This is a genomic window from Streptomyces sp. NPDC096310 (genome assembly GCF_044763125.1).
In the GTDB taxonomy this organism is placed as follows: domain Bacteria; phylum Actinomycetota; class Actinomycetes; order Streptomycetales; family Streptomycetaceae; genus Streptomyces.
The window spans coordinates 71,791-97,449 of sequence record NZ_JBIWFO010000022.1 but is presented as its reverse complement, the minus strand read 5'-3'; the positions used below and the strand labels follow the sequence as shown (position 1 = coordinate 97,449).

Sequence of the window (25,659 nt, the reverse complement as noted above, 5' to 3'; positions counted from 1 at the left end):
ACCGATCAGCAGGAGGAGACCCCCATGCAGGACACAGCCCCCGGCGCCGAACGGGCGGCGGCCGGTGAGTGCGCGGAGGCGGTCGCCGCCCTGGCCCGCTCGTGCGGCGCCGGGGACGAGGCGGTGCGTCGCGCCGTGCGGCTGAAGGTCGCCTCGGTGGTCCTGGGGGCGCCCGTGCTGCCGCCCGACGCCACCTGGCGCGACCTGATCCTGCGCGCGGCCACCGCGGAGGGGCGCGAGGAAGCCGAGGAAGCCTGGGAAGGCACCCGCGCACAGACCCACATACCCGCCGAGCGCCTGGACCATTACGTCCGGCGGGCCCTGTACCTGCTGACCGGCGCCCCCGACACGCCGCACACCCGGCACGGGCTGCTCTCGGCGGCGGAGGCGGAGGAGGTCATCGCCGCAGGCTCCGGCCCCGTACGGCCGCTGCCCGGCCGCCGTTTCCACGAACTCTTCGAGGAGCGCGTCCGCCGCCACCCCGACGCGGTCGCCGTTGTGCACGGCCCGGCCACCCGGACGTACCGCGAGGTCAACGAGGACGCCAACAGGATCGCCTGGGAGCTGCACCGGCGGGGGCTGCGCCCGGAGGACGTGGTGGCCGTCGTCACCGAGCGCACCCCGCACTGGCTCTCCGCCGTGCTCGCCGTGTTCAAGGCGGGCGGCTGCTACCTGCCGCTGGAGCCCCGTTTCCCCGCCGGGCGCATGGCCAGGACCCTCACCCGGTCGGAGTGCCGCTGGGTCCTCGCCGAACGCGACGTACCACCTCTGGACGAGGCGCTCGACGGTCGCGACGAGGTGCACCGCATGGACGTACGCGAAACGATCGACGCCGACGGTCCCCGCCACGACCCGGGCATCCCCGTCGCCGGTGACCAACTGGCGTACGTGTACTTCACCTCGGGCTCCACCGGCGAACCCAAGGGTGCCCTGTGCGAGCACGACGGTTTTCTCAACCACCTCTACGCCAAGATCGAGGATCTCGGCGTCCAGGAGGGCGACACCGTCGCGCAGACCGCGCCGCAGTGCTTCGACATCTCCCTGTGGCAACTGGTCTCCCCGCTGCTGCTGGGCGGCCGTACCCTGCTGGTCGAGCAGGAGGCCGTGCTCGACGTGCGCCGGTTCGTCGACCTGATGGCCCGCCACCGCGTCCAGGTCGCCCAGTTGGTGCCGACCTACCTCGAACTCCTCCTCGCGCAGACGCCCGCCGGCCGCGCCGCACTGCCCGGCCTGCGCGTCATGGCCGTCACCGGGGAGGCGTTGAAGAAGGAGCTGGTGCGCCGCTGGTTCGCGGCCTTCCCCGGCGTCCCCCTGGTCAACTGCTACGGGCTCACCGAGGTCAGCGACGACTCCAATCACGGCGTCATGCACGCGGTGCCCGGCCACCGCTCCGTGCCGCTGGGTGCCACCGTCCGCAACTGCCGCGTGTACGTGATGGACGAACAGCTCCATCTCGTGCCCATCGGCGCGCCCGGCGAGATCGTCATGGCCGGCGTCTGTGTCGGCCGCGGCTACGTCAACGACCCCGACCGCACGGCGGCCGTCTACGGGCACGACCCCTACCGGCCCGCCGACCGCCTCTACCGCTCGGGCGACTTCGGACGCCGGCTGCCCTCCGGCGACTTCGAGTACCTGGGGCGACGCGACTCCCAGGTGAAGATCAGCGGATTCCGCATCGAGATCGGCGAGATCGAGGACCGGCTGCTGCAGGTGCCCGGTGTGCGCGACGGCGCCGTCGTCGTCGCCGGAACCCAGGACGATCCCCAACTCGTCGCCTACTACACCGGCGAGGACGCCCCCGACGGCGACGGTGTCGCCCACGACCTGGGCGCCGCCCTGCCCGACTACATGGTGCCGCCCCGGCTGTACCGCACGGACGAGCTTCCCCTGTCCGGCAACGGAAAGATCGACAAGATCGCCCTCACCGCCCGCGCCCGCCGCGGTACCGACGGCGCCGGCGGCACCGGTACGGGCACCCCGCAGCTCGCCACGGACACCGAACGCCGCGTCGCCGCCCTGTGGGCCCGGCTGCTGAAGGTGCCCGAGGAGCGCATCGGCCGCGGCTCCCGCTTCGCCGAACTCGGTGGCACCTCGCTGTCCGCGATCCGGCTGTCCATCGCCCTCGACCGCCTGGTGACCGTCGCCGACCTCAAGGACACCCCCACGGTCGCCGACGTCGCAGCCCTCCTCGACCGCGCGTCGGCGGCGCCGGCCGGGGACGGCGCCCCTGCGGACCCCGCCCCCGCCACGGTCCCGGCCGCGCACGCCCCACTGCGCGTGCTCGACGCCCACGTCGGCCCGGACCCCGCCGGGCGGGCCGCCGCCCACCGCGTCGCGGCCCACGCCGCGCTCGCCGAGTCCGGCGCCGTCATGCTGCGCGGCCTGGGCGTCCGCACCCCCGGCGATGTCGCCGACGTCGCCGGGGCGCTGGGCATCGCGGCGATGACGGAGCGCGAGGGCTTCGCGCCCCGCACCGCCCACGCGCCGGGCGTGTACTCCGGCAGCCACTGGCCCGCCGACGAACCGATGTGCATGCACCACGAGTTGAGCTACGGCGCCACCGTCCCCGGCACCCTCCTCCTCGGCTGCCTCACCGCACCCGGCAGCGGCGGCCGCACCACCGTCGCCGACTCCCAGCGGGTCCTCGCCGCCCTGCCACCCGGCCTTGTCGCCCCCTTCGAGCGCCACGGCTGGCTGCTGCGCCGCATGTACCACGACGTGGGGGTCCCCTGGTCCGACGCGTTCGGCACCACCGACCGCTCGGCCGTCGACGCCTACTGCGCCGCGGCCGGGATCGAGCACGCCTGGCTGTCCGACGACCGGCTCGCCACCCGGCAGCGCCGCACCGCTGTCGTACGCCACCCGCGCACCGGGACGCCCGGCTGGTTCAACCAGATCGCCTTCCTCAACGGGCTCACCATGGACCCGGCGGTCCGCGACTACCTCACCGACGTCTACGGGCCCGAAGGGCTCCCCTTCGACACCACGACCGGCGACGGCACCCCCGTCACCGCCGCCACGGTGGACGGCGTCAACGCCGTCTACGACCGGTTCACCGTCGGCGAGACCTGGCAGGAGGGCGACGTCCTCCTCGTCGACAACATCCGCACCGCCCACGCCCGCGAACCGTACGGAGGGCGGCGCGACATCGCCGTCGTCCTGGGCGATCCCACCGAACTGCCCGGCCACGTGCTGCCGGTGAGCGACAGCACGTACCCGTGACCCCATCCCGAGGAGCGGCACGCGATGAACCTCACCATCGGCACGGAACGGTGCGCGGGCGCGGGCGCGGGCCGGAGCGTACTGGCCGCGCGGGGCGTCTTCGACCGGAACGACGACCGCCGTGGCCTGACGGCGCCTCTCCCACCGGTCGGCGCCGCCGGCCGGATTCCCCTTGCGCGGAAGGTCCATCCCTCATGACACATCCCGCCGACGACAAGGTCCACGACGTACTGGTCGCCGGAGGCGGCCCCGCCGGTTCGTCCGTGGCGGCGTTCGCGGCCATGCAGGGCCACCGGGTCCTGCTGCTGGAGAAGGAGGAGTTTCCCCGGTACCAGATCGGCGAGTCCCTGCTGCCGTCCACGGTGCACGGGATCTGCGGTCTGCTCGGCGTCACGGAGGAACTGGAGCGCGCCGGGTTCGTGCGCAAGCGCGGCGGCACCTTCCGCTGGGGCTCCAACACAGAGCCCTGGTCCTTCGACTTCGCGCTCTCCGAGAAGTTCGCCGGTCCGACCTCCTACGCCTACCAGGTCGAACGCGCGAAGTTCGACCAGTTGCTCCTCGACAATGCCCGCCACAAGGGCGTCGAGGTGCGCGAACGGTGCGCGGTGCGCGACGTTCTGGAGGACGACGGCCGGGTCAGCGGCGTCCGCTACACCGACCCGGACGGTGCCGAGCGCGTGGCGCACGCCCAGTTCGTGGTGGACGCCACCGGCAACCAGAGCCGCCTCCAGCGGAGCGTCGGCGGACAGCGCCGCTACTCGGAGTTCTTCCAGAACATCGCCCTGTTCGGCTACTTCGAGGGCGGCCGGCGGCTACCCGCGCCCCACACCGGCAACATCTCCTGTGTGGCCTTCCCCTCGGGCTGGTTCTGGTACATCCCGCTGAGCGACACCCTCACCTCGATCGGCGCCGTGGTGCGCAAGGACTGCGCGGACCAGGTGCGCGGCGACCGGGCCGAGGCGCTGGCCGCGCTGATCGCGGACTGCCCGCTGATCTCCGACTACCTCTCCGACGCCCGGCGGGTGACCAGCGGCCCGTACGGCGAGGTCCGCGTCCGCAAGGACTGGTCCTACCTCCACGACACCTTCTGGCGGCCGGGCATGGCCCTCGTCGGCGACACCGTCGGCTTCATCGACCCGCTGTTCTCCTCCGGCGTCCACATGGCCACCTACAGCGCCCTGCTGGCCGCCCGCTCCCTCAACACCGCGCTCCGCGGCGACCTGGGGGAGCGCGAGTGCTTCGCGGAGTACGAGGCCCGGTACCGCAAGGAGTACCAGTCCTTCCACGACTTCCTCGTCACCTTCTACGACGTCAACCGCGACGAGCAGCAGTACTTCGAGGAGGCCAGGCGCGTCACCCGGGACACCGCGTCCGGCGCTGGGGCGTTCGTCGGGCTGGTCGGCGGCGGCGCCTCCAACGAGGCGCTGCTGACCTCCGAGTCCTACCGCGACAAGCGCAAGAAGGACCTTCTCGAACAGTCGCGGGACGTCCACCGGGAGGGGCACCGCATCCAGTTGCAGGCAGCCTTCGGCGAAGCGGTCGACGACGCCCCGCTCGGCGCGGACGGCCTGGTCGTCAGCCAGGACGGTATGCACTGGGAGAAGAGCGTGACGTCCCCGGTGGTGTGACGAGCTCGCCGAACGATGTGGCACCCGGTCCAACAGGGCCGGGTGCGGTCGAAGGGCGCCGGCGTGCTCCGGCCCACCCGGCCCCGTCCAGGAGCTGTTCGGGCAGCCAACAGCGGGGCCGGCGACAGGGGGTGCCCTCAGTAGCCGGCGCGGGCGTTGACGCGGCGCGGGTAGTATCGTTCGTCGCCGTTCGGCTCGTAGTCGGGCTTGCGCGGGGTGTCGCTCATCGGCCGGTCCCCGGGGACGGTGACGCGCTGGCCCCGGCGGTATTCCTGGTAGTCGTTGATGGCGACGTGCTGGGTGGCCCGGTTGTCCCAGAGCGCCACGGTGTGCGGGTCCCAGCGATGCCGGCAGGTGAAGCGCGGCTGCTCGGAGTGCTCGTACAGGTGCTGGAGTACGGCGTCGCTCTCGTGCCGGGTCAGTTGCGGGATGTGCGAGGTCCACATCCGGGTGACGTAGAGCGACCGGCGCCCGGTCACCGGGTGCACGCGTACGACGGGGTGCTCGGCGGACATCTCGACGACCGGCGGTATCTTCAGCACATGGACGGCGGTGAGGCCGTCGAGCATCTCCTGGAACGGCGCGGACAGAGTGTCGTACGCGAGATACTGGTTGCTCCACATGGTGTCGCCGCCCGAGGGCGGACAGGTGACCAGGTGCAGGATCGAGGCGATGGGCGGGTTGGGGCTGAAGCTGACGTCGATGTGCCACTCGTCGGCCTTCCCACCCTTGTCGGACTCGATCAGCGTGACCTCGGGGTACTCCTCCAGCTTGGGCAGGAACGGGTGGACCTCGACCTCGCCGAAGCGCCTGCCGAATGCCACGTGCGCCTTCGGGGTGAGGTTCTGCTGGTCCGGGAAGAACAGCACGAGGTGTTCGAGCATGAGCGCGTGGATCCGGTCGAACTGCGCGTCCGTGACCTCGTTCAGATCGATTCCGCGCACCTCGGCGCCGAGGGCGCCGGAGACGAGGCGGATGTCGAGCTCGTCGCCGGAACCGGAACCGGAACCGGAACCGGAACCGGAAGCGGAACCGGAAGCGGAAGCGGCGGCCGGAGCAGTGGCGGTGAGCTGCGGGGATGCGGACTGCGTCACAGCGGTATCTCCTTCATCTGTACGGGAGTCGGGGTACGAGGGGAGCGGTGGCAGCGTGGTGGCTCAGCCCACCGGCACCGGTGGGAGCGCGGTTCGTCCAGCAGGCCGACCTGCTGGAGCCGGTCCGGTGGGGTCATCGGCAGGGGGCCGGGGCCGCCGCCCTGGCGGCGTCCACCGTCACCGCCGTCAGCCGCGGCCGGCCGGCCGCGGCGTTCGCGAGCCCGGGAAGCGGCCTGGCCGGGCAGGCGGATCGGGCCCCCGGTCGGTGTGGAGCCGCCTCAGCTCACCCGAGGGCGCTCGCTCCACCGCCGTCGGCTTGCGGGTCGCGGTGCAGCCAGTCCAGGAACGGCTGCGGAGCGAGGGCACCGACCCGCTTCTGGTACGAGTCGAGGTCGTCCTCGGTCAGGAGATCGCGGCCGGCACCCGAGCGCCCTTCGCGGAAGAATTCCACCGGATCCGTGAGGACTTCCGTGTCCGGCGCCAGCCATTGCGCGCGGCCCTTCATCTCCTCGAACGTAGCGGCCTTCACCAACTCGGGCCAGAGCGCCCCGTCCACCGTGATTCCCAACCACCCGGCCAGTTCCGCCATTTGGCCCGCGAGGTCGGTGCACAGGTCGTCGTAGTGCAGCAGCCTGATGTTCGGCTGCGCCCGCCGTTTCCAGGCGTCGAGGGGATGATGGAGCTCGGCTGCGGCCACGTCCTGTTCCCAGCCGTCGCTCGAACCGGGCTGACACCACTTCAGCAGCCACTCGCGCACCGGCGGAAGCGTGAGCGAGGACGGACTGGAAGACTCTGTGTCCGGGCCGCTCCGGAAGGCGTGCAGCCACTCGGCGCGGATGCCGGCGGCCTGGTGGTACATGGACAGCGCCCGATCGAGAGGATGCCGGGCGACGACGATGTAGCTGACGCGCGGGTCGAGCGGTAGACCGTCGAGCGGGACGTGCGTCTTGAGGATGCGACGGTGCTCCTGCTCGGCGAGTTGTGCGTACATCTTCTCCCGCGGCGTGAACAGTTGGTCCAACCACGGTGACAGGACCGACAGCGGCTTCGGGAGATCAGGCGTCTGGAAGATGAGCAGCGCGCACATCATCTGCACCCACGTCGTACCCGACTTCGCTGGACTGCTGATCACGATGTCACCGTCACGCAGCGGGAAATCGTTCCAGCGGGCGCTGTCCTGCTGCGGCGAGTGGTACCGGCGCGGTGCTTGCGCCATCATCGCCCCCGACCGGTAGGAGGATGTCGCTCCGTACCCATCCGCCACCGTCACAGGTGGCCGGGAACGGCACGGGGCGGTGTTCGTTCAGGGCCGGGTCTTGAACACGCATGACGGCATTCCTCAAAGGAGAACGGAGAGGCGGCGGATACCCTCCCAACCTGCCGTCGCCGTCGTGGGGAAACATCCACGATCGCCACAGTTACGGCCGTACGGTGGCCCCTCCACCGCGCGGCGAGGCCACTGACCCGAGCGATCTCACCGCCACGTTGGCCCTCGACGGAGACGTCAAGCGCGGCCGTCCGCCCCGGCTTCCCCGACCAGGTCCTGGCAGCCGTCCTTCACCTGCGGGCCGCCCTGGCCGCGGAACCCCTCGCCGTGCTTTCTGTCGGTCCAGGCGGAGGGTACTTTCTATGTGCGGGCTATCCGAGCGCCGACATCCTCCGTCGATAGGCCGTCAGGATGACGGCTGAGAAGAAGATGGCTACGGCAACGCAGTTTCGTAGTCTGTTCCCCACTGCCTGGATCGCTCGCGCTGCGGAGCGAGACGAGTCGGCCGAAAACATCCTGGCCGAGCAACATGGCCAACGGTCCCGCGTCCGGCTCTGTCATGTGAAGCGTCCCCATACGCGGGTCGGAGTTGCCGTGCACAATCTGGAGTCGGCAGGCTGTTATTGATCACGCGCGGTAACCGTCACAGATGGTTCGGCGGAGAACTCGCGACAGTTGAATACGCGTGCCCACCAGTACCAACGCCGTGCACCCCGCGCAGGCAGCCGGGTCCGTACAAAGCTGGAGCCCAAGATCCGACTCGACCACCCCAGGCCGCCGTACATCCATGCCGGTGAGTGCACCATGGCGCAGCGCCCGGCGGGTTCCGGCGAGGTATAGGGCCGCCTGCCCCCCCTCACGCTCGCAGGTAACCGTTTCCGCTCGATGCAGCGCGGGCGATCCGGCACGGGCGGTGGATCACAGGCTGCGCCCATCGGGGGCGATGACCTCATGAGATGGCGCCCGGTGAACACCACGAGCGTGGTCGCTTCGACCAGTCTTGACGCGTACTCATCACGCTGCTTCTATCGGCCGTGTAAACGGTTTCACTTTCCCGGGGGCTTCCGGCCCGAGCCGAGGGCCAGAGCAGGCACCGGCGGGACGGAGTGCCCGGACGAGCGTGGCGAACGCGGGTGGCTCGCCGACACCCGACCGACGTGAGGCACACCAGTGTGAGCGGTCGAGCGCGATCCGCACCCCGTAAACCCGCACCACGAGCTCAACCACCAGAATGTCAAAGGAGACTGTCATGCACTTGAAGCCTCGGTGGCGAGCCGCCCGCCGGGCGCCGGCCACCATCTCGGCGGTCCTGACCCTCTGCGCCACCATGGCCATCGGCGGCCCCGCGGATCCCGCTTCGCCCCACACATCCACGGCCGTCGCCACCGCCACAGTCGGCGGCGCGGCGGCGAAGGCCGGACGCGTGATGGAGAATCTCGGTCGTGGGGTCGTGGCGGTGCGCTCCAGCGGTACCCAGGTTCTGGTCTCCTGGCGGCTGTTGGGACTCGACCCGGAGGGCATCGGCTTCAACGTGTACCGGTCCACCGGCGGTGGGTACGCCAAGCTCAACTCCGGCGTGCTGACGGGTGGGACCAACTACGTGGACTCCACGGCCGACCTGGCGCGGTCCAACAGCTACCGAGTGGCTCCGGTCATCAACGGGCAGGAGATGGCGCCCAGCGGGGCTTTCACGTTGACGGCCAACCACGCCACGGAGCCCGTGGTCCGCGTGCCGTTGCGTTCCGGTGGTCCGGTGAAGTTCGTCTGGGTCGGCGACCTCAACGGTGACGGTGAGTACGACTACGTAGTGGACCGGCAGACCTCCCCCCAGAAACTGGAGGCGTACAGCGGCGACGGCGACTTCCTCTGGGAGGTCGGCATGGGGCCGAACAGTCAGGGTCAGGACAACATCGAACCGGGGTCGTCCGCGATCGACCTGGGCCACTGGGACGGCGTCACCGTCTACGACTTCGACAGCGACGGCCGCGCGGAGGTCGCCGTACGGATCGCCGACGGAGTCACCTTCGGTGACGGGACGACCTGGACGCACGAGGACGACGCGCGTCAGTTCATGGCGATCCTCGACGGCCGGACCGGAGCGCTCCGCAACTGGTCCGCGGTGCCGACCACGTACCTGAGCGACGGTCCCATGGGTGCGCGTCTCGGTGTGGCCTATCTCAACGGCACCACGCCCAGCCTGGTCGCCTACATGAAGAACCGGCGCGACGACGGGTCCTTCAACCTGATGATGGCCGCCTGGAAGTACGACGGCGATTCCCTGGACCGGCAGTGGACGTGGCTGCGCGGCAGCCAGAACGCGCCCGACGGGCACAACACCCGCGCCATCGACGTCAACGGCGACGGAAAGGACGAGGTCGCCGAGATCGGGTTCGTACTCAACGGCGACGGCTCCCTGCGCTACTCGATGGCGCCCAAAGGCATCGTCCACGGCGACCGCTTCCACCTCGCGGACATGGACCCCAGCCGTCCGGGTCTGGAGGGCTACGGAGTGCAGCAGGACAACCCGAGCGGCCTGCTCGAGTACTACTACGACGCCGCGAACGGCTCCGTCATCTGGGAACACAAGGGCAGTGGCCGCGCCGACGTCGGCCGTGGCATGGCCGGCGATGTCGATCCGCGCTTCCCCGGCATGGAGACCTGGTCCTTCTCGGGTCTGTACAACGGGCCCACCAACAGGCTCACCGAACCGGACACGTCGCTGCGCCCGTGGCCGCAGCTGGGCCTCTGGTGGGACGGCGACCTCGGCATCGAGCTGCTGAACGACGGCAAGATCGAGCAGTGGGACCCGCAGAATCCGACACCGAGCGGCAGCCTGCCCCGGCTGGTCAGCACCTGGAACTACGGCGCGGTCAAGGCTGCCCAGGGCGGGCCCACCCTCGTCGGCGACCTTTTCGGCGATTGGCGCGAGGAGGCCGTGTACACCAACGCGTCCTACGATGAGTTGATCATCTTTTCCACGAATCAACCGACGAGTGACCGGCTGTACACACTGGCCCACAACCCTGCGTACCGGAACGCCATGACGTTCAAGGGGTACATGCAGTCCCATCACGTCGACTACTTCCTCGGAACCGGCATGGCCAAGCCGCCTCGGCCGAACATCTCCTACGCGAAGGGTGGCGCCGCCACCATGGGGGCACCGGACCGCCCGACAGGCTCTCGCGGGTAGGCACTTCTCGCGGACACCCTCCTCACGTCCGGGCATCTCCGGCCACCTGCGGATCTCGTGATCAAGGAGCTGCGTCCGACCAGCGTGACGCCCATCGATGTGTCAGCACATGGCCACAGCCTCGGATGCCTTACCGCCTGGCCCTGTCCGGTAAACGTCTGTGGACGGTACGGCATGTCGAACGCTGTTCACGGTACCGGCGGATGGTGCTAACTTGCGCTCGTCGTGGACCACTTCAACGAGGAGGGTGCCCGGTGGAAGAATGCAGGATTACGCGGCGCAGAGTGCTGGCCGCGACCGCAGGGATCGTGGTCGCCGGTTCGGGGGCGTTGACCGGAACGGCCGAGGCGGCGACTGGATCGACGACGAGAACGCTCGCCGACCCGCCGACCGGAACAGTCCGGGTGTTCTGGCTCAGGCCCAAGGACGTGACGTACGACCAGCGGTACCCCGACGGCATCAGCAACGTGCTGAAGGAGGCACAGCGCTACTACCGGCAGGAACTCGGCAGGACGTTCACGTTGAACACCCCGGCGGTGGAGGTGGTGACCGGCGACCACGACCGGATCTGGTACGAGACCACCCCGAACGGCGGCGAGGAGTACTGGTGGGTGGTCTTCAACATGCAGCAGGAGCTGATGGCCAAGTTCCGTATCGGCTCCCCGGACCCGCGCTGGCTGTGTGTCGGCGAGATCAGCGCCGAAGGCAGGGGCTCCGGCGGTGGTGGTGGCGCCGGCTGGGTCATCCTCAGTGGCCATGACGCCGATGGCGCCGCCGGGACCAACGGAGCCATGAACCGGTGGTACGGCGGTATGGTGCACGAACTGGGCCACGCCCTCGGTCTGCCCGACTCCACATCCACCGACGGCACACCGATGTCGGCCTCGTTCTACGAGTACCCGAACTGTCACTTCAGTCAGACCCAGAAGAACGGCATCCTGAACGGACCCTACGCCCGTTTCCTGACCTGAACCGCCGCCCGTTCTCGCCCTGACGCCGATCGGGCCGTCCCGGGTGTGCGCCGGCGGCCCGAAAAGGTGCAAGACGTTCTTGGTCGAGCGCTTGGTGAGCCATTGCGTGAGGGATTTCGAGGTGGCGTGCGGGTGTCTTTCCTTGTAGAGGGCAGCGACTCCGGCTACGCGCGGACTGGCCTGGGAAGTCCCTGATTCGATGCTGGAACCTCCGCCAAGCTGGGCCGAGGTGATATCGACTCCCGGGGCGTACAGACACACACCGGCCCCAGTTGCTGACGTGTGACTCGGAGTCCTCTGCGTCGGTCATACCGACAGCGACAGCCCGTGCAGCGCGAGAGGGAGACCGGAGGCAGGCATCCTCACCTGCGTTGCCGACGGAGACGACAGGCAGGATGCCCTCGGCCGCGACAGCGTTGACGGCCGCGTCGACCGCGGAGGACGGCGGAGTGTAGAGAGACGCGTTGAGGACCGCAGGTTGCCTGGCGTGCTTGGCCACCCATTCGAAACCGGCAAGGACGCTTGCTCCGGAGCCGGCGCCGTCGCAAGCCAGTACACGGACGCCGGCGAGCGAGACGGAGCGGGCCACACCGTAGGTGGCGCCGCCCAGAATGCCGGCGACATGGGTGCCGTGGAAACCGCAGCTCTCCGGCGGAATGTCGTCTTTGTGGAAATCGAAACGGTTGGTTGCGCGGCCGCGGAACTCCCTGTGCCTGGTCTCGATCCCGTCATCCACGACATACGCTGTCACGCCCCTGCCGGTGGCCCTCACGTTGAACCTGCCGTCGAGGGGAAGCCGACGCTGGTCGATCCGGCCCAAGCCCCAACTTTTGGGCACCCGCCGACGGCCACCGGGCCGCTCCACCTCGGGCGTTGATGTAGCGACGCCGTTCTCCTCGACAGCCACGACGCCGGGCAGGGCTCGTACCCGGTCCAGGCCAGTCGGGCTGAGTTCGGCGGCAAAGCCGCGAAAGATGGTGTCGTAAGGCTCTGGCGCCGGACGTCGAGGTGATCTGCGTCCAGCCGCTGGGCGCACCGGCGATGACCCACTCGTGGCGCCGACGACGTGTCGTCACCACCGATGCGACCGACACCATCGCCGACGGGGTGGCCGGCCGGTGCTCCATTCCGGCCGTCCTGGACGACCTCCTTCTGGTCGCCGACGCAGTGCTGGTCCAGGAGGCGTCGATCACCGCCGGTATGCGGATGCTCCTCGACCACGCCGGCCTCGTCGTCGAACCGTCGGCCGCGCTCGGTATCGCGGCGGTCCTCGAAGACCGTGAACGTTTCGCCGGCCGGCACGTGGTCACCATCGTCTGCGGCAGCAATGTGGACGTGGACGCTTATCGCCGTCGGGTCGGCGCGGCTCCCGTCCCCAGGGCCTGACCCTCGTCCGGGGCGGGACGGCCGGGGTCGCTCCGCCGCTCCCACGGTGCCGATCGGGCCGACTGCCGTCGCCACGGTGGAGGCAGATCCTGGCGCCGACCTGGGCATCGAGAGCGGGTAACCATGAGCAGCATCCCCAATGTGGGCTTCACCTTGGTGCAATTGCGCTATTTCGCCGCGGCGGCCGAACTCGGCAGCATGACCGCGGCGTCGCGGCAGCTCAATGTCTCCCAGTCGGTCGTGTCCACGGCCGTTGCCCACCTGGAGAAAGAGCTCGGTGTCCAGCTGCTGCTGCGTCACGCCCGCGGCCTGACCCTGACCGCGGCCGGTGAGGACTTCCAGCGTGAGCTGCCCAGCTATCTGGAGCACACGGCCGAGCCGGTCGAGATGGCCGGAAACGCCGGCGAGGTGCTGACGTGCGACCTGTCGATCGGTTGCTCCTCCACCCTGGGCCCCTTCGGGCTGCCCCGCCTCCCCGCGGGAGTCCGGCCGCAGGTGCGGCACCGGAGCAGTGGGTTCGAGACGGTGCGCGCGATGGTCGGGAGCGGCATGGGCTGGTCGGTGCTCAACCAGCGGCCGGCCCACTCCCTGACCTACGACGGCGGGGAGGTGGTCACCCTCGAACTCGTAGAGCGCTTCGAGCCGTTGCCGACCGTCCTGGCGTCCGTGAAAGGTGTCCGGCTGACGCGTCGGGCGCGGGCCTTCATCGGTTCCGCGCGGCGGGCCGCGCATGAGAGCCGCTGACCTCCTGGGACCACCGGCCGGGTGTCGGCCGCCCCGAACCTCAGTCATGTGTGAAACAGATGACATGAAACGAGAACATCTGTTGGACAGGGTTTTGGGCCTGTCCAAGGATGTCTCCTGCGGTAGCGAGGTCGACACGACACCGAGATGGACTATCGCTGGAGTGGAGGCATACATGTCGAGTGAAGAAACCGAAGTCGTCGTCGGGGCGGGGCGGGCCGGCGTGGCGATGAGCGAGCACCTGGGGGCCCACGGCATACCCCACGTGGTCCTGGAACGGCACCGCGTCGCGGAGCGCTGGCGTACGGAGCGGTGGGACTCCTTGGTCGCGAACGGGCCCGCGTGGCACGACCGGTTCCCCGGACCGGAGTTCCCCGACGTCGCCTCCGACGCCTTCGCCTCGAAGGAGCAGGTCGCCGACTACTTCGTCGCGTACGCCGAGAAGATCGGCGCCCCGGTCCGGTGCGGTGTCGAGGTGACCTCGGTGCGCAAGCACGACGGCCGGCCCGGCTTCCGGTCGAGACGTCGGAGGGTTCGATCGACGCGCGGTTCGTCGTGGCCGCGACCGGTCCGTTCCAGCGGCCCGTGCTCCCGCCCGTCGTCCCGGACGGCGCCGTACCCGTGCAGACGCGCTCCAGCGGCTACCGCAACCCGGACCAACTGCCCGATGGCGCCGTGCTCGTGGTCGGTGCCGGCTCCCCGGGGGTCCAGATCGCCGACGAGCTGCGCCGCTCCGGTCGCCGCGTCCTCCTCTCCGTCGGGCCGCACGACCGTCCTCCCCGCGAGTACCGCGGACGCGATTTCTGCTGGTGGCTCGGTGCGCTCGGGCGCTGGGACGCCGAGACGCCTTCGCAGGGTGCCGAGCATGAGCATGTCACCATCGCGGTCAGCGGCGCCCGTGGCGGCCACACCGTGGACTTCCGCGCCCTCGCCGCCGAGTACTGTCCGACGGCCCGGTGCGCCTCCTCGTCGGTACGTCCTCGCGGGACCTGCCGCACGCCGTCACCGTGCTGGCCCACACCGACGTGCCCCGGTGGAAACCGCTGCGCCGCGACACCGCTCCCGCCGCCGCCCTCGGCAATCCGGTCGCGCGCCGCGCCGTGGCCGGTCTGCCGGCCGGCCGTCTTGATGTCGACGCGGAGACGGCTGACGGGCTGCTGCAGGAGTGCCGGCGTTCGCTCGTGAACGTATTCGACACCCTGGCGAACCGGTTCCGGCTGGTGCTGGACGAGGCGGAGATCGCCCAGGTGATCGCCCAGGTCGCGGACGAGGAGGCCGGCCGGGCCGGACGTTGATCCACACCGCGTGTCCGGGCGACCGCCGGCCGCTGCCGTACCGTCACCTCCGCCGCGGGATCCTGTACGGGCCACGCATCGGCGTCCGGTGCGGCGGTGACACGTGACGGGGGCGGGAAGGAGTACGGCGGTGGATGGTCAGGAGAGCGCGGGACGGCTCGACGAACTGTTGCGCGAGGTGCGACGCCAGATGACCCGGGGAACCGGGCTGGAGCCGCGAGCGGTCGTGGACTGGCTCGGCCGGCAGACCCGTACGGAGGTCGCGCTGGTGGCGGGCACGGGCGTGGTGCAGGCCTCCACCGAAGGCTTCCCGCGCGGGCTGCCGGCCTCGATCGAGCCGCTGCTCGCACGGCTCTCCGGCGGTCGGGCGGCCGCGGCCGCCACCGAGAGCGGATCGCTTCACGTACGTCTCGAAGCGCTCGGGACGCGGAGCCCGCGCCCCGTGCTGGTGGTGGCCGGCGCCTCCACGCCGACGCGGGACGCGGCGTCGCTGATCTCGCACGCGGCGAGCGTCATCGCGCTGCTGGGCCAGGCGCGGGACGCCGACACGACGTTCCACGGCTACCAGTACAAGGCGCGGCAGCTGCGATTCGCGGTGCTGAGCGCCCTGTTGGCGGGAGACCTCACCCTGGCCCGCCGCATGACAACGGGTGCGGTCCCGGCACTCCTGGACGCCGACCGGCTGCGCGTCTATCTGCTGCGCTGTCCGACAGAGGACCGGGACCGGCTCGTCCAGCTCCATCAGGACCGCTCGGGCTATCACGGTACGGGCCTGATGGCGCACTGCCCCGCCTTCAAGGAGCACCTCATCTGTCTGGTCACCGAGGACGCGGAGACCGGGGGTCCACACGATCAGGGCACAGTGCTGCGCCGGCTGGTGCGCGAGAACTCCGGGTACGCGCTGGGCATCAGCGGCCCGTACCCGCTCGACTCGACGGCCGAGGCGTACGGCCAGGCCCTGCATGCCCTGGCCGCCGCGCGCACCGCGCCCGAGCGGGTGGCCGCCTATCTCGGCCAGGCGCACCTGGTGCGGCTGCTGCCGCGACAGGCCGCACTCGCCTGGGCGAGTACCTTCCTGCTGCCACTGGACTCCGTGCCGAAGGCGACCCTCGACATCACGCGCCTCGCCGTGACCTTCCCGCGGTCCGCCGTGGCCCGACTGCTGGACATCAGCCGCAACACGGTCACCAGCCATCTCAAGCGGGTGGAGACAACTCTCGGGCTGGACCTGGGGGACGTCCGCACCCGTGCCGTACTCGACCTGGCCTTCGCCCTGACCGGTACGCGGTCCGCCGGTGAGATCGCCGACCGGGAGCCGCTTCCGGCCCCGGCGCTGGACGACGTGCTCGGCACTCACCCGGCGCGCACCTGGGCGCGGGCATTCCTGCACCCCCTTCAGGACACCCCTCGCCGGGACCTGCGCACCACCGTGCGGACCTGGATCGACGCGAACACCGACGCCCAGCGCACCGCCGGGAGCCTCGGTGTCAGCCGCAATACGGTCAGGGCCCATCTGCGGGCCGCCGAGGGCCTGCTCGGCCGCGACCTGCTCACCACCGGCTCGGGCATCCATGACGTCGTCCTCGCCCTTCACATCACCCGGGCCGACCCCGAGGACTGATTGAGCACCGTGCACACCCCGGGGCCGGCCTGTGCGCACCGTGCACCGTTGCCGCGGGGATATGACGCTTCTAGCGTTACCCACGCCGCGGTTCAGCGCCGCTTGTCACCGGTCGGCCGGGGGAACGCCGGGAGCGACGGGTTTGGCGTGACGACTGACGACGGCCTGCATCACAGGGGAATGCAGGCCGTCGTCGTACTACGGAGACGCGTGGCGGGCCAGCTCGGTGGCCAGGCGTTGCATGACCGTCCGGTTGGCACGTCGCGTCGCGGCCCGGACCACGGGCGCCAGCAGACGGTCGGCGAGAGGGACGCGCGCCCAGGCATACGTGAACGACACGTGACTCCCACCGGTCCGCAGCGGCTCGATGGTGTACGTGCCGTGCGCCAGGCGCCGGCCGGCCGCGCTGACGTTGCGTTCGGCGATGCGCCGCGGCGGGTCGGTCTCGACGACCTCGATGGTGACGTCGGTCGTCGTACCGCCCAGCGCGGCGGTGACCGTGGCGCACGATCCGATGCCGAGCGACCGGGCGGGTCCGTTGGCGATGTAGCCCAGCTCGGCCGCGGCGGCGAGCACGCGGGACCGGGAGTCGGGCGAGGTCTGGCTGCTGCCGCTGAGCTCCCGGGACGCGGTACCGACCGCGACCCCGGCCCGCGCCGCGACGTCCTTGATCGTGTGGTCACCGGCTCCATCTCTTCATGGAAACGTTTCCATGGCGGGAATGCCTCAAAGATCGGACACAGAAACGCGAAAGGACCAAGACCCGTCCCCGTCCCGAGGCGGAAGCACCGCACGGGAGAACTCGGCCCCGGCGCGGGACGCCCGGTTCCGAATGCTGGGCGATCCCACAGATCTCGCTCGGTAACTCGACAGGAAATCAGGGGACTTGAAAGTCCGTGGCAGGTGGCGGGGACGGCCCGGATCACCGTGACGCGGGCGCTGCTGCGCGTGCGCCCGGCCGGCCGGCGCCGGGCGACGTCGGCCGGGGGCGCACCGCGCGGCCGGCGCCGATCCCTGTGCCGATGGGATCCCACCCGCAGGGGAATGCGGAGCCGCTCCCGGCCGTTTTCCGAGACCTTTGCCGCCACGGGTGGCCACCGGCTCTCCGGCGGCAGCACCATGGAAGGGCAAGGGGGGCGGTTGGAGGGATACCTCATGACGGCAATGATGGAAGTCAAGACGATCGACAAGGCAGATGAAAGGCGTGACTTTCCGCGGGGTCACCTCGAAGTTCTCCACCTGACGGGGCTGGACTTCGCCGTGGGCACCTTCGAGCCCGGCTGGCACTGGACCGAATCCCTGGGCCCGCTCGCCGGCACGGAGAGCTGCGAGGTCCAGCACAACGGCTTCGTGGTCCAGGGCAGGATGGGCCTCCGGATGAACGACGGCGCCGAGTGTGAAATCGGGCCGGGGGACGTCTTCGTCTGCCCGCCAGGTCACGATGCCTGGGTGGTCGGCGATGAACAGGTCATCTTGTACGACTTTGCGGGCTCGATGGCACAGGAGTACGGCCGGTCGAAGCAGAGCTGAGGGCTGCGGGGGCAGCCGGCAGTGACGTCAGGCCCGGCATCCGACACCTGTCGGATGCCGGGGTACCGGCAGGTGCGCCCGCCTCCGGCGGGCGACCCCCGAGTTCAGCGGGGACCGGGCGGCTGTCCCGGTCGCCTTCGCCCCGGCATCAGAATGGCGGGGCATGGCAGGGCTCCATGGCAACAGGCGGAAGCATGAGCCCGGCACGTCGGGGACCTGGTGGAAGGAACGTCCCTCCGCTCCGCGTGAAGAGATACGGGGGCGCGGGGGACGCGGAGCGGAAGGGCAGCCACGGGCAGCCGGAGACCACGCCCACCGCGGAAGCCTGGTGCGGACCGGGGAAGGACCGTCCTACGGAGGCATCCCGGACCGCACGCCCGCCGGAGCGTGACGTCTTCCGCGAGGACCACGCCGCCGGGCTCGTCATCCTGTGGACGTAAATCCGTGGGCCGATGCGGCCCGAGTGGGGTGCCTGACAGGGTGACGTCCATGGTTACGGGCCGTCAGACCGGGCTTCCGTGACGCATCCGACGTTCAGGAACACTCCGGGGAGGGCCCGTGACCGTAACGCCGTTCACCAACCGGGACACAATGACACGCCGCCGCGTACTGGGCGCCGTGGTCGCGTCCGGTGCCGCCGCCGAGCCGCTCGCCGCCGCGGGTCCCGCCCGTGCCGTCCCGGCCCGGACCCGCCAGGGCGCCACCACACCGGCCCCGGCACGGCTCGTCCTGCCGGGGCCCACCGGCCCCTACTCGGTGGGCACCGTGGAGCTGCACCTCGTCGACGCCTCCCGCCCCGATCCCGACGCCGGCCCCGGCCACCACCGCCAGTTGATGCCCGGTGTCTGGTAGCCCGCCCGTGGGGACGCCGATCGGACGAAGTCGTCCGCCGTCACACCGGGCCGGATGGTGCCCGCCTCCTCGGCGGCGCGGAGCAGGAGCGCGGTCGGCACGGCGGGCGGAACAGCCCGCCGTGCCGTGGTGACAGCGGGGCGGGTGCTTCAGAGCAAGGGCCGGATTCGGTCGGCGACCGGGTCGCCGTCGGCTGGTTGGGCGGGAGTTGCGGGCACTGCAAGCCCTGCGGGCAGGGCGACTTCATCGTCTGCCGGAACCTGAAGGTTCCCGGGTGGACCTACGACGGGGGATTCGCCGAGAAGGTGATCGCACCCGTCGACGCACTGGCCCGCATCTCCGACGGGCTGACGGCTTCCGACGCCGGGCCTCTCGCGTGCGCCGGTGTGACGGTCTTCAACGGGCTGCGGCGCAGCTCCGCCCGGCCCGGAGACCTGGTCGCGGTACTCGGGCTCGGCGGCCTCGGGCACCTCGCCGTGCGGTACGCGGTCGCGATGGGGTTCGAGACCGTGGCGATCGCCCGCGGTCCCGAGAACGCCGACGTCGCCGGATGACTCGGTTCCCATCACTACGTGGACAGCGCGGCCGGCACCCCGGACGCCGAGAGCCTGCGGTCCCTCGGCGGTGCCAAGGTCCTCCTGGCGACCGCCGCGAACTCCGCAGCCATCACCTCCGTCGTGAACGGCATGGCGCCCCGGGGCGAACTCGTCGTCATCGGAGCCCGCACCGCACCACTGGGCATCAACCCGTCCCAACTGCTCTCGGACGCCTACGTCATCAGGGGCCATCCCTCCGGCCCCGCACAGGACGTCGAGGACACCATGGCGTTCGGCACCCTGCACGACATCCGGCCCATGACCGAGCCCATGCCGCTGGACCGCGCGGAGGAGGCATTCCAGAAGATGCTCGCCGGCAAGGCCCGCTTCCGGATGGTCCTCACGGTCGGCTGAGAAGAACATGTCCGCCGCCGCGCGCCACCCATTCAGCCGGGGGAGTGGCGGGGGGTCTTCCGCGGGATACAGAGGAGCGCGAAGGTGGCGGCCGCCAGGTACGCGGCCGCGCCGACGGCCATGCTGGTCCGCAGCCCGGCGGTGAAGCTGGTCGCGGCGGCCAGCAGGGAGCCTCCCAGCGCGACGCCCGCAGCACTGCCCACCTGACGGGTGGTGTTGAACAGGGCGGAGGCGGTGCCGGAGTACTGGTCCGGGGCGGCCGACATCACGGTGGTGGTCGATCCGGTGAGGGCGAAGGACGTCCCGAAGCCCGCCGCCATCATCGGCACCACGAGCAGCGGATAGTCCGGGTCAGGTCCGGCCGCGGCCCAGCCCGCCAGGCCCGCCGCGCCCAGCAGCATGCCGGTGACCACGAGCGGGCGGTGTCCGGTGCGGCGCGCGAGTCGCCCGGACAGGACAGAGGCGAACATGGTCATGGCCACCGCGGGGAAGAGGGCGAACCCGGTGCGCAGCGCGGTCAGTCCCCGCTCGTGCTGGAAGTACAGACTGGCGGTGAAGATCATGCCGTAGAAGGCGAAGTTGAACAGCAGGCCGATGGCCGCTCCGCCGCTCATCGGGCGGGAGCACAGCAGCCGCAGGGGCAGCAGGGGAGTACGGGCCAGGTGCTCGCGCAGGACGAACGCGGCGGCCGCCAGCAGGCACAGGCCCGCCCCGGTCGCAATCAGTGGGTCCGTCCAGCCGCGTCGTCCGGCCTCGTTGAGGACGGCGGTGAGCAGGGCCACCACCGCGATGACCGCGCACTGGGCCGGCCAGTCCACGGGACGGTCCGTGCGCCGGGCCGAGGCGGGCACGCGGCGCAGTGTGAGCAGCAGGCAGGCACACCCGACGGGCAGGTTGATGAAGAACACCCAGCGCCAGCCCAGGGTGGTGACCAGGAGCCCGCCCAGGAGCGGGCCTGCGGAGGCGGCGACACCTGCCATGGAGCCCCACAGACCGAAGGCCCGGGAGCGCTCGGCGGGTGAAGGGAAGGCGTGTTGGAGGAGGGCGAGGGAGGCGGGCACGATCAGTGCCGCGCCCAGTCCCTCCAACAGCCGGGCGGCGACGAGGGTGCCGGTGCTCCAGGCCAGCCCACAGCCGGCCGAGGCGACGGTGAACACCGCCACCCCGGTGCAGAAGATCCGGCGGTTGCCCAGCCGGTCACCCAGCGCACCGCCGGTGAGCAGCAGGCCGGCGAAGATCAGGGTGTAACCGTTGGTGATCCACTGGATCCCGGTGAGGGACGCCGACAGTTCCCGTCCCACCACCGGAACGGCGACGTTGATGACGGTCACGTCCAGGATGACCATGAAGTAACCCGCGCAGACCGCGAGCAGCGGAGCGAGGGACCGGTCCGAAGGTGCAGACCCATCCGGTCCACGGGCATGGAGACCACCGGCGCGCACCATGGCCACACGGTATTTCACACATTGCGCATTCCGTGGCAGCCCGGCTCCGTGCCCGTGCTCTCACACCGAACGAGTTGTCGGCAACGGTCCGGACGCCCGAATCACTGAGTAATTGTCAAGACCTGTGGATGGGAGCCGCGCCAACCCAGCGATGGTAGGCGTCTACATCGACGTTGCTGCCGCACACGATGGTGACAACGTGTCGGCCGGCAAAGCGGTCGCGGTCTTCGAGGATCGCCGCGATGCCGAGCGCGGCCGAAGGTTCGACCACGAGGCCGGCGTGGTCAAGGAGCATCCGCATACCAGAGATGATCGACGCCTCCTGGACCAGGACGGCGTCGTCAGCGACCAGGAGGAGATCGTCCAGGACGGCCGGGATGGGACGTCGGCCGGCGACGCCGTCGGCGATGGTGTCGATCGAGTCGGTGATGACGACACGTCGCTGGCGCCACGAGTGGGTCAGCGCCGGTGCGCCCAGCGGCTGGACACAGATCACCTCGACGTCGGGTGCCAAGGCCTTCACCACATGGCCCACGCCGGTGGCCAGCGCCCCGCCGCCGAGAGCGATCAGGACGGCGTCGAACGACGGAGCGGTGTCCACCAGTTCCAAGCCGATAGTCGCCGCACCCTCGCAGGTCTCGATGTCCAGGCTGTCTTCGACCAGCCGGATGCCCTTGTACCGCGCCATGGCCGCCGCCCGCTCACGAGCCAGCTCGTGGTCGCCGTCCACCAGCTCCAACCCAGCGCCCAACGCGCGGATGCGATCAAGCTTGGCCCGAGTCGCAAAGCGGGATGCCACAACGGTCACGTCGAGCCCCCGGCCGCGACCGGACCACGCGAGGGCCTGGCCAAGGTTGCCCGCGCTCGCGCACACCACGGCTCGCGAGCCCTTGTCGGCCAGCAGGCTCGCGACTACCTCGGTGCCGCGGGCCTTGAAGCTGCGGACCGGGTTCGCCGTTTCGAGCTTGATACTCACCGTGCACCCGAGGCCGGGCTCCAGCGCCTCGCAGCGGTACAACGGAGTGTCGAGAAAGACCGGGTCGATCACCCGGCGAGCCGCCCGGATCCGAACAGTGTCGAGACGCGTCTCCTGCACGACACAGCAGCGTAGCGCCATCGGCGCTGGTCCATGAGCAACGGCCAGACGTTGCAGGTCGGTTGAGGGGGGTGTCACGCTGCGGCGGGTTCCTCGGGGCGTTCGACGAGGTGACCGTTCTCGAAGCGGGCCCCGTTGCGGACGAGGGCGACGAGGTGAGGTGCGGTGATCGCGCGCCAGCGGGCCTGGGCGGACTCGACGAGCTTGAACACCATCGCCAGGGCCGCGGCCGGGCTGCCCGCACCGCGGGTGACCTTGGTCCTCAGCTTCACGGTGCTGAAAGTGGACTCGATGGGATTTGTCGTGCGCAGGTGCACCCAGTGCTCGGCGGGGAAGTCGTAGAACGCGAGGAGCTCGTCCGGCCTCGTCGGTGACCTTCTTGGTTGCTTTCGGCCACTTCGCTGCGTAGGCGCGCTCGAAGTCCTTGATCGCCTTCTCGGCTTGGTCACGATCCTCGGCATTGTAGATCTCCTGCAGGGCCTTCTTTGCACCGGGCTGAGCCGACTTCGGTAGCGCGTTCATGACATTGCGGACCTTGTGAACCCAGCACCTCTGGTGCCTGGCCTGCGGAAACACCTCCGCGAGGGCCCTCCACAGGCCCATCGCGCCGTCACCGACGACGAGTTCGGGATCGCGCATGCCGCGTCGGCGGCAGTCACGCAGCAGATCCGCCCACGACTCGGTCGATTCACGCAGCCCCTCGGCCAGCGCGATGAGTTCCTTGCGGCCGTCGGGGCGCACACCCATGAGGACCAGGACGCAGGAGTGGGCCTGGTCGAGGCGGACCTTGGGGTGGACGCCGTCGGCCCACACGTAGACGTAGTCGGAATCTGACAGTTCGCGGGCCTGGAAGGCGGTGTGGTCGTCGGTCCACTGCTTCGTCAGCCGGGTCACCGTCGCTGGCGAGAGACCGGCCGAGGAACCCAGGAACTGCTCCATCGCGGGCACGAAATCCCCCGAGGACAGTCCGTGGAGGTAGAGCAGCGGCAGGACCTCGCTGATCTTCGGGGACTTGCGACACCACGGCGCGAGGATCTTCGACGAGAACCGCTTGCGCTCACCGGTCTCCGCATCGACGCGCCTGTCGTTCACGCGGGGCGCCTTCACCACGACCGGCCCGGCGGCGGTGGTCACCGCCCGTTCGCGATGACGGCCGTTGCGGACCACCAGACGGCGGCCGGCCTCATCCCGCTCGTCGGCCAACTCGGCTATGTACTGGTTGACTTCGGCCTCCAGGGCCGCGGCGAGCATCCGCCGGGCACCCTCGCGGACGATGTCGTCCATCAGGGATCCGGTCTCGGTAGTTCCGCCGGTGTTGACTAGGCTGAGCACGGGCGTGCCTTCCCGACCTGCGGTGCAACGCGGGTCTACTCGGTGACCAACAATCGATCACTCGGGAAGGTACGCCCTCCGCGTTTCGCGAGGCACCCCTCCCGAGGCCGATCCACAGGTCTTGAGCATTGCTCCGATCAAAAAAAAACTGAGCGCCGCACCTTACCCGAGGGACGAACCGAAGCGCTCGGTCCCACACCGTGGCGAAGGTCGGACGCCCGTTCCGCACTGATGGTGAGGCGACGTCAGCAGATCACGCCTGAGCCTGCGTACCGCCGGTGTGGGTCCGGCCGGTGGCCGGAACGGTCGGACGGGTGTGATGGTCCGTGCAGCGCAGCTCGTGCATGGCGTCGGCGAGCGTCTGGTCGCCGAGCATCGTGAGTACGGCCTGCTCCGCGCGCTCGGTCAGCCGGGCGAAGAACCCGGCGGTGTGTGCCGACACCTGGCAGGCGCGCCGGCCCTCGGGGCGGCATGTCCACAGTGGCTTGTCGCCGATGACGCTGACGTAGACCTCGGCGAGCGGGATGTCCTGCGGGGAGCGGGCCAGTTTCGCGCCACCGGTGCGCCCCTTCACCGAGTCCACCAAACCGTCCCTGACGAGGGGGGCCAGGAGTTTGCGGACCAGGCTCGGGTTGGTGTTCAGGCCCTCGGCGAGCTGGCTGGAGCTCACCACCGCGGTGCCTTCCTCGGCCGCGACGCCGAGGAACACCAACGTCGTCAGGGCGCTGGAGAACCGGACGTCCAACACGGGGGTACCACCCTTTCTCCTCAAGTACAGCCTATCGGGCATCCCTCCCAGACCTTAAAGCGTACTCGTCACAGTTGCACTTTGAGGGTGGGATATGTATGTTTGAAAAGTACACATAACTCGTCCTGGGAGTACGTCTTCATGCCTTCGCGCGCAGCTCAGTACCTGGCCAGGCCCTTCACGCTGGGTTCCATGGCATTGCGGAACCGGATCGTGATGGCTCCGATGACCCGGGCCCAGTCCCCGGGCGGTGTGCCGGGGGAGGACGTCGCCGCCTACTACGCGCGGCGGGCCGCGGGCGGAACCGGGCTGATCGTCACCGAGGGCACCTACGTCGATCACCCGAGCGCGGGCGACGTGGAGAGCGTGCCGCGTTTCCACGGTACGGAGCAGCTCGCCGGCTGGCGCCGTGTCGTCGACGCCGTGCACGCCGAAGGCGGCCGGATCGTGCCCCAGTTGTGGCACGTCGGCATCGCGCGGAAGGCCGGCAACCCGCCGTTCGCCGAGGCACCGTCGGTCGGTCCGTCCGGCATCGCGCTCGACGGCACCCCCGGAGCCGGAACGACGCTGTCCCTTTCCGACATCGACGACATCATCGGGGCCTTCGGTGATGCCGCACGGGAAGCCGAACGCATCGGGTTCGACGGCGTGGAACTGCACGGCGCGCACGGCTATCTCATCGACGAGTTCCTGTGGCAGCGGACCAACCGGCGCACCGACGCCTACGGCGGCAACGTTCTTTCGCGGGTGAAGTTCGCCGCCGACATCGTCGCCGCCGTCCGTGAACGGGTCTCGCCCGACTTTCCGGTGATCCTGCGCTTCTCCCAGTGGAAGGCGTACCAGTACGACGCCCGGCTGGCCGCCGGTCCGGACGAACTCCAGGAACTGCTGGACCCGTTGACCCAGGCCGGTGTCGACGCCTTCCACGCCTCGGGCCGCCGTTACTGGGAACCCGAGTTCCCCGAGACCGGGCTCGACCTGAACCTCGCGGGCTGGACGAGGAAGCTCACCGGCAAGCCCGTCATCACGGTCGGCTCGGTGGGGCTGGACGCCGTCTTCGACCCCAGCACCCTCGGGGCCGCGCGCGTCGGGGTGGACAGCGTCGAGCGTCTCCTGGAACGCCTGGAGCGCGATGAATTCGACCTCGTGGCCGTCGGCCGGGCGATGCTGGCGGACCCGCAATGGGCGAACAAGATCCTCGGCGGCAAGGAGTCCGAGCTCGTTCCCTTCGGCGCCGAAGCTCTCCAGACCCTGAACTAGCTTGACTCTGTCGGGGATCTTTGAACCG

18 protein-coding genes and 5 pseudogenes are annotated in these 25,659 nt (G+C 70.2%); 15 read left to right on the top strand and 8 right to left on the bottom strand.

The features are described 5' to 3' along the window. Positions 1-24: 24 nt before the first annotated feature. The 3 genes from ACIQ7D_RS30225 to ACIQ7D_RS30215 are packed head-to-tail and all read left to right on the top strand — an operon-like array spanning position 25 to position 4,850. Positions 25-3,222, top strand: coding sequence for an amino acid adenylation domain-containing protein (locus ACIQ7D_RS30225; RefSeq protein WP_403942972.1), 3,198 nt, complete (start codon positions 25-27; stop codon positions 3,220-3,222). Between the two features lie 24 nt (positions 3,223-3,246). Then, positions 3,247-3,420 carry a hypothetical protein gene (locus ACIQ7D_RS30220; RefSeq protein ID WP_403942970.1) on the top strand — a complete coding sequence of 58 codons (174 nt, stop codon included), beginning with the start codon at positions 3,247-3,249 and terminating at the stop codon, positions 3,418-3,420. Beyond that, complete coding sequence (locus ACIQ7D_RS30215) at positions 3,417-4,850, top strand: FAD-dependent oxidoreductase (protein WP_403942967.1); 1,434 nt, start codon at positions 3,417-3,419, stop codon at positions 4,848-4,850. The genes ACIQ7D_RS30220 and ACIQ7D_RS30215 overlap by 4 nt, the downstream gene beginning before the upstream one ends. Positions 4,851-4,987: 137 nt before the next feature. Here the strand turns inward: ACIQ7D_RS30215 and ACIQ7D_RS30210 are convergent, their stop codons facing one another. After that, positions 4,988-5,944: a TauD/TfdA dioxygenase family protein gene (locus tag ACIQ7D_RS30210; RefSeq protein ID WP_403942965.1), complete on the bottom strand. Its 957-nt coding sequence runs from the start codon at positions 5,942-5,944 to the stop codon at positions 4,988-4,990. Positions 5,945-6,227: 283 nt separating this feature from the next. Next, positions 6,228-7,160, bottom strand: coding sequence for a sulfotransferase domain-containing protein (locus tag ACIQ7D_RS30205; protein ID WP_403942963.1), 933 nt, complete (start codon positions 7,158-7,160; stop codon positions 6,228-6,230). A gap of 1,300 nt (positions 7,161-8,460) precedes the next feature. Between ACIQ7D_RS30205 and ACIQ7D_RS30200 the strand changes: the two genes are divergently transcribed. Continuing rightward, positions 8,461-10,401, top strand: a complete 1,941-nt coding sequence (locus tag ACIQ7D_RS30200) for a hypothetical protein (protein WP_403942960.1) — start codon at positions 8,461-8,463, stop codon at positions 10,399-10,401. A 254-nt stretch (positions 10,402-10,655) separates the two neighbouring features. Further along, on the top strand, positions 10,656-11,372 hold the full coding sequence (locus ACIQ7D_RS30195) for a hypothetical protein (protein WP_403942958.1): 717 nt from the start codon (positions 10,656-10,658) through the stop codon (positions 11,370-11,372). Positions 11,373-11,453: 81 nt separating this feature from the next. Here the strand turns inward: ACIQ7D_RS30195 and ACIQ7D_RS30190 are convergent. Next, a pseudogene (locus tag ACIQ7D_RS30190) lies at positions 11,454-12,408 on the bottom strand (S8 family serine peptidase); the annotation flags it as partial. Here ACIQ7D_RS30190 and ACIQ7D_RS30185 point away from each other — a divergent pair. From ACIQ7D_RS30185 to ACIQ7D_RS30165, 5 genes and pseudogenes are all read left to right on the top strand, one after another. Beyond that, a pseudogene (locus tag ACIQ7D_RS30185) lies at positions 12,357-12,758 on the top strand (pyridoxal-phosphate dependent enzyme); the annotation flags it as partial. The pseudogenes ACIQ7D_RS30190 and ACIQ7D_RS30185 overlap by 52 nt on opposite strands. A gap of 123 nt (positions 12,759-12,881) precedes the next feature. Continuing rightward, positions 12,882-13,502: a LysR family transcriptional regulator gene (locus ACIQ7D_RS30180; RefSeq protein WP_403942955.1), complete on the top strand. Its 621-nt coding sequence runs from the start codon at positions 12,882-12,884 to the stop codon at positions 13,500-13,502. A 312-nt stretch (positions 13,503-13,814) separates the two neighbouring features. Further along, positions 13,815-14,198, top strand: a pseudogene (locus ACIQ7D_RS30175) (hypothetical protein); the annotation flags it as partial. A 260-nt stretch (positions 14,199-14,458) separates the two neighbouring features. Next, positions 14,459-14,797 (top strand): hypothetical protein, encoded by a 339-nt coding sequence (locus tag ACIQ7D_RS30170; RefSeq protein WP_403943016.1) that lies wholly within the window; start codon positions 14,459-14,461, stop codon positions 14,795-14,797. 130 nt (positions 14,798-14,927) lie between these two features. Then, positions 14,928-16,418 carry a helix-turn-helix domain-containing protein gene (locus ACIQ7D_RS30165; RefSeq protein WP_403942953.1) on the top strand — a complete coding sequence of 497 codons (1,491 nt, stop codon included), beginning with the start codon at positions 14,928-14,930 and terminating at the stop codon, positions 16,416-16,418. Positions 16,419-16,616: 198 nt separating this feature from the next. Here ACIQ7D_RS30165 and ACIQ7D_RS30160 read toward each other — a convergent pair whose 3' ends face one another. Next, on the bottom strand, positions 16,617-17,090 hold the full coding sequence (locus ACIQ7D_RS30160) for a LacI family DNA-binding transcriptional regulator (protein WP_403943008.1): 474 nt from the start codon (positions 17,088-17,090) through the stop codon (positions 16,617-16,619). A 492-nt stretch (positions 17,091-17,582) separates the two neighbouring features. Here ACIQ7D_RS30160 and ACIQ7D_RS30155 point away from each other — a divergent pair, with 492 nt between their 5' ends. The 4 genes and pseudogenes from ACIQ7D_RS30155 to ACIQ7D_RS30140 form a co-directional block, all read left to right on the top strand. Beyond that, complete coding sequence (locus ACIQ7D_RS30155; protein ID WP_403943006.1) at positions 17,583-17,948, top strand: cupin domain-containing protein; 366 nt, start codon at positions 17,583-17,585, stop codon at positions 17,946-17,948. Between the two features lie 245 nt (positions 17,949-18,193). Beyond that, positions 18,194-18,388, top strand: a complete 195-nt coding sequence (locus tag ACIQ7D_RS30150; protein ID WP_403942951.1) for a hypothetical protein — start codon at positions 18,194-18,196, stop codon at positions 18,386-18,388. A 118-nt stretch (positions 18,389-18,506) separates the two neighbouring features. After that, the gene (locus ACIQ7D_RS30145; protein WP_403943015.1) at positions 18,507-18,800 is read left to right on the top strand and encodes a hypothetical protein; all 294 of its coding nucleotides are present in this window, start codon (positions 18,507-18,509) and stop codon (positions 18,798-18,800) included. Positions 18,801-18,937: 137 nt separating this feature from the next. After that, positions 18,938-19,750 (top strand): annotated as a pseudogene (locus tag ACIQ7D_RS30140) (zinc-binding dehydrogenase); the annotation flags it as partial. A 32-nt stretch (positions 19,751-19,782) separates the two neighbouring features. Here ACIQ7D_RS30140 and ACIQ7D_RS30135 read toward each other — a convergent pair. The 4 genes and pseudogenes from ACIQ7D_RS30135 to ACIQ7D_RS30120 form a co-directional block, all read right to left on the bottom strand. Beyond that, positions 19,783-21,195, bottom strand: a complete 1,413-nt coding sequence (locus tag ACIQ7D_RS30135) for an MFS transporter (RefSeq protein ID WP_403942949.1) — start codon at positions 21,193-21,195, stop codon at positions 19,783-19,785. Positions 21,196-21,310: 115 nt separating this feature from the next. After that, the gene (locus ACIQ7D_RS30130) at positions 21,311-22,291 is read right to left on the bottom strand and encodes a threonine/serine dehydratase (protein ID WP_403942947.1); all 981 of its coding nucleotides are present in this window, start codon (positions 22,289-22,291) and stop codon (positions 21,311-21,313) included. 74 nt (positions 22,292-22,365) lie between these two features. Continuing rightward, a pseudogene (locus ACIQ7D_RS30125) lies at positions 22,366-23,575 on the bottom strand (IS256 family transposase). A 301-nt stretch (positions 23,576-23,876) separates the two neighbouring features. Further along, positions 23,877-24,371 (bottom strand): RrF2 family transcriptional regulator, encoded by a 495-nt coding sequence (locus ACIQ7D_RS30120; RefSeq protein WP_403942945.1) that lies wholly within the window; start codon positions 24,369-24,371, stop codon positions 23,877-23,879. 141 nt (positions 24,372-24,512) lie between these two features. On the opposite strand from ACIQ7D_RS30120, the gene ACIQ7D_RS30115 reads away from it, so the two are divergent. Then, entirely contained in the window at positions 24,513-25,631 is a 1,119-nt protein-coding gene (locus ACIQ7D_RS30115; protein ID WP_403942942.1) for an NADH:flavin oxidoreductase, read from the top strand. Positions 25,632-25,659: the final 28 nt, after the last annotated feature.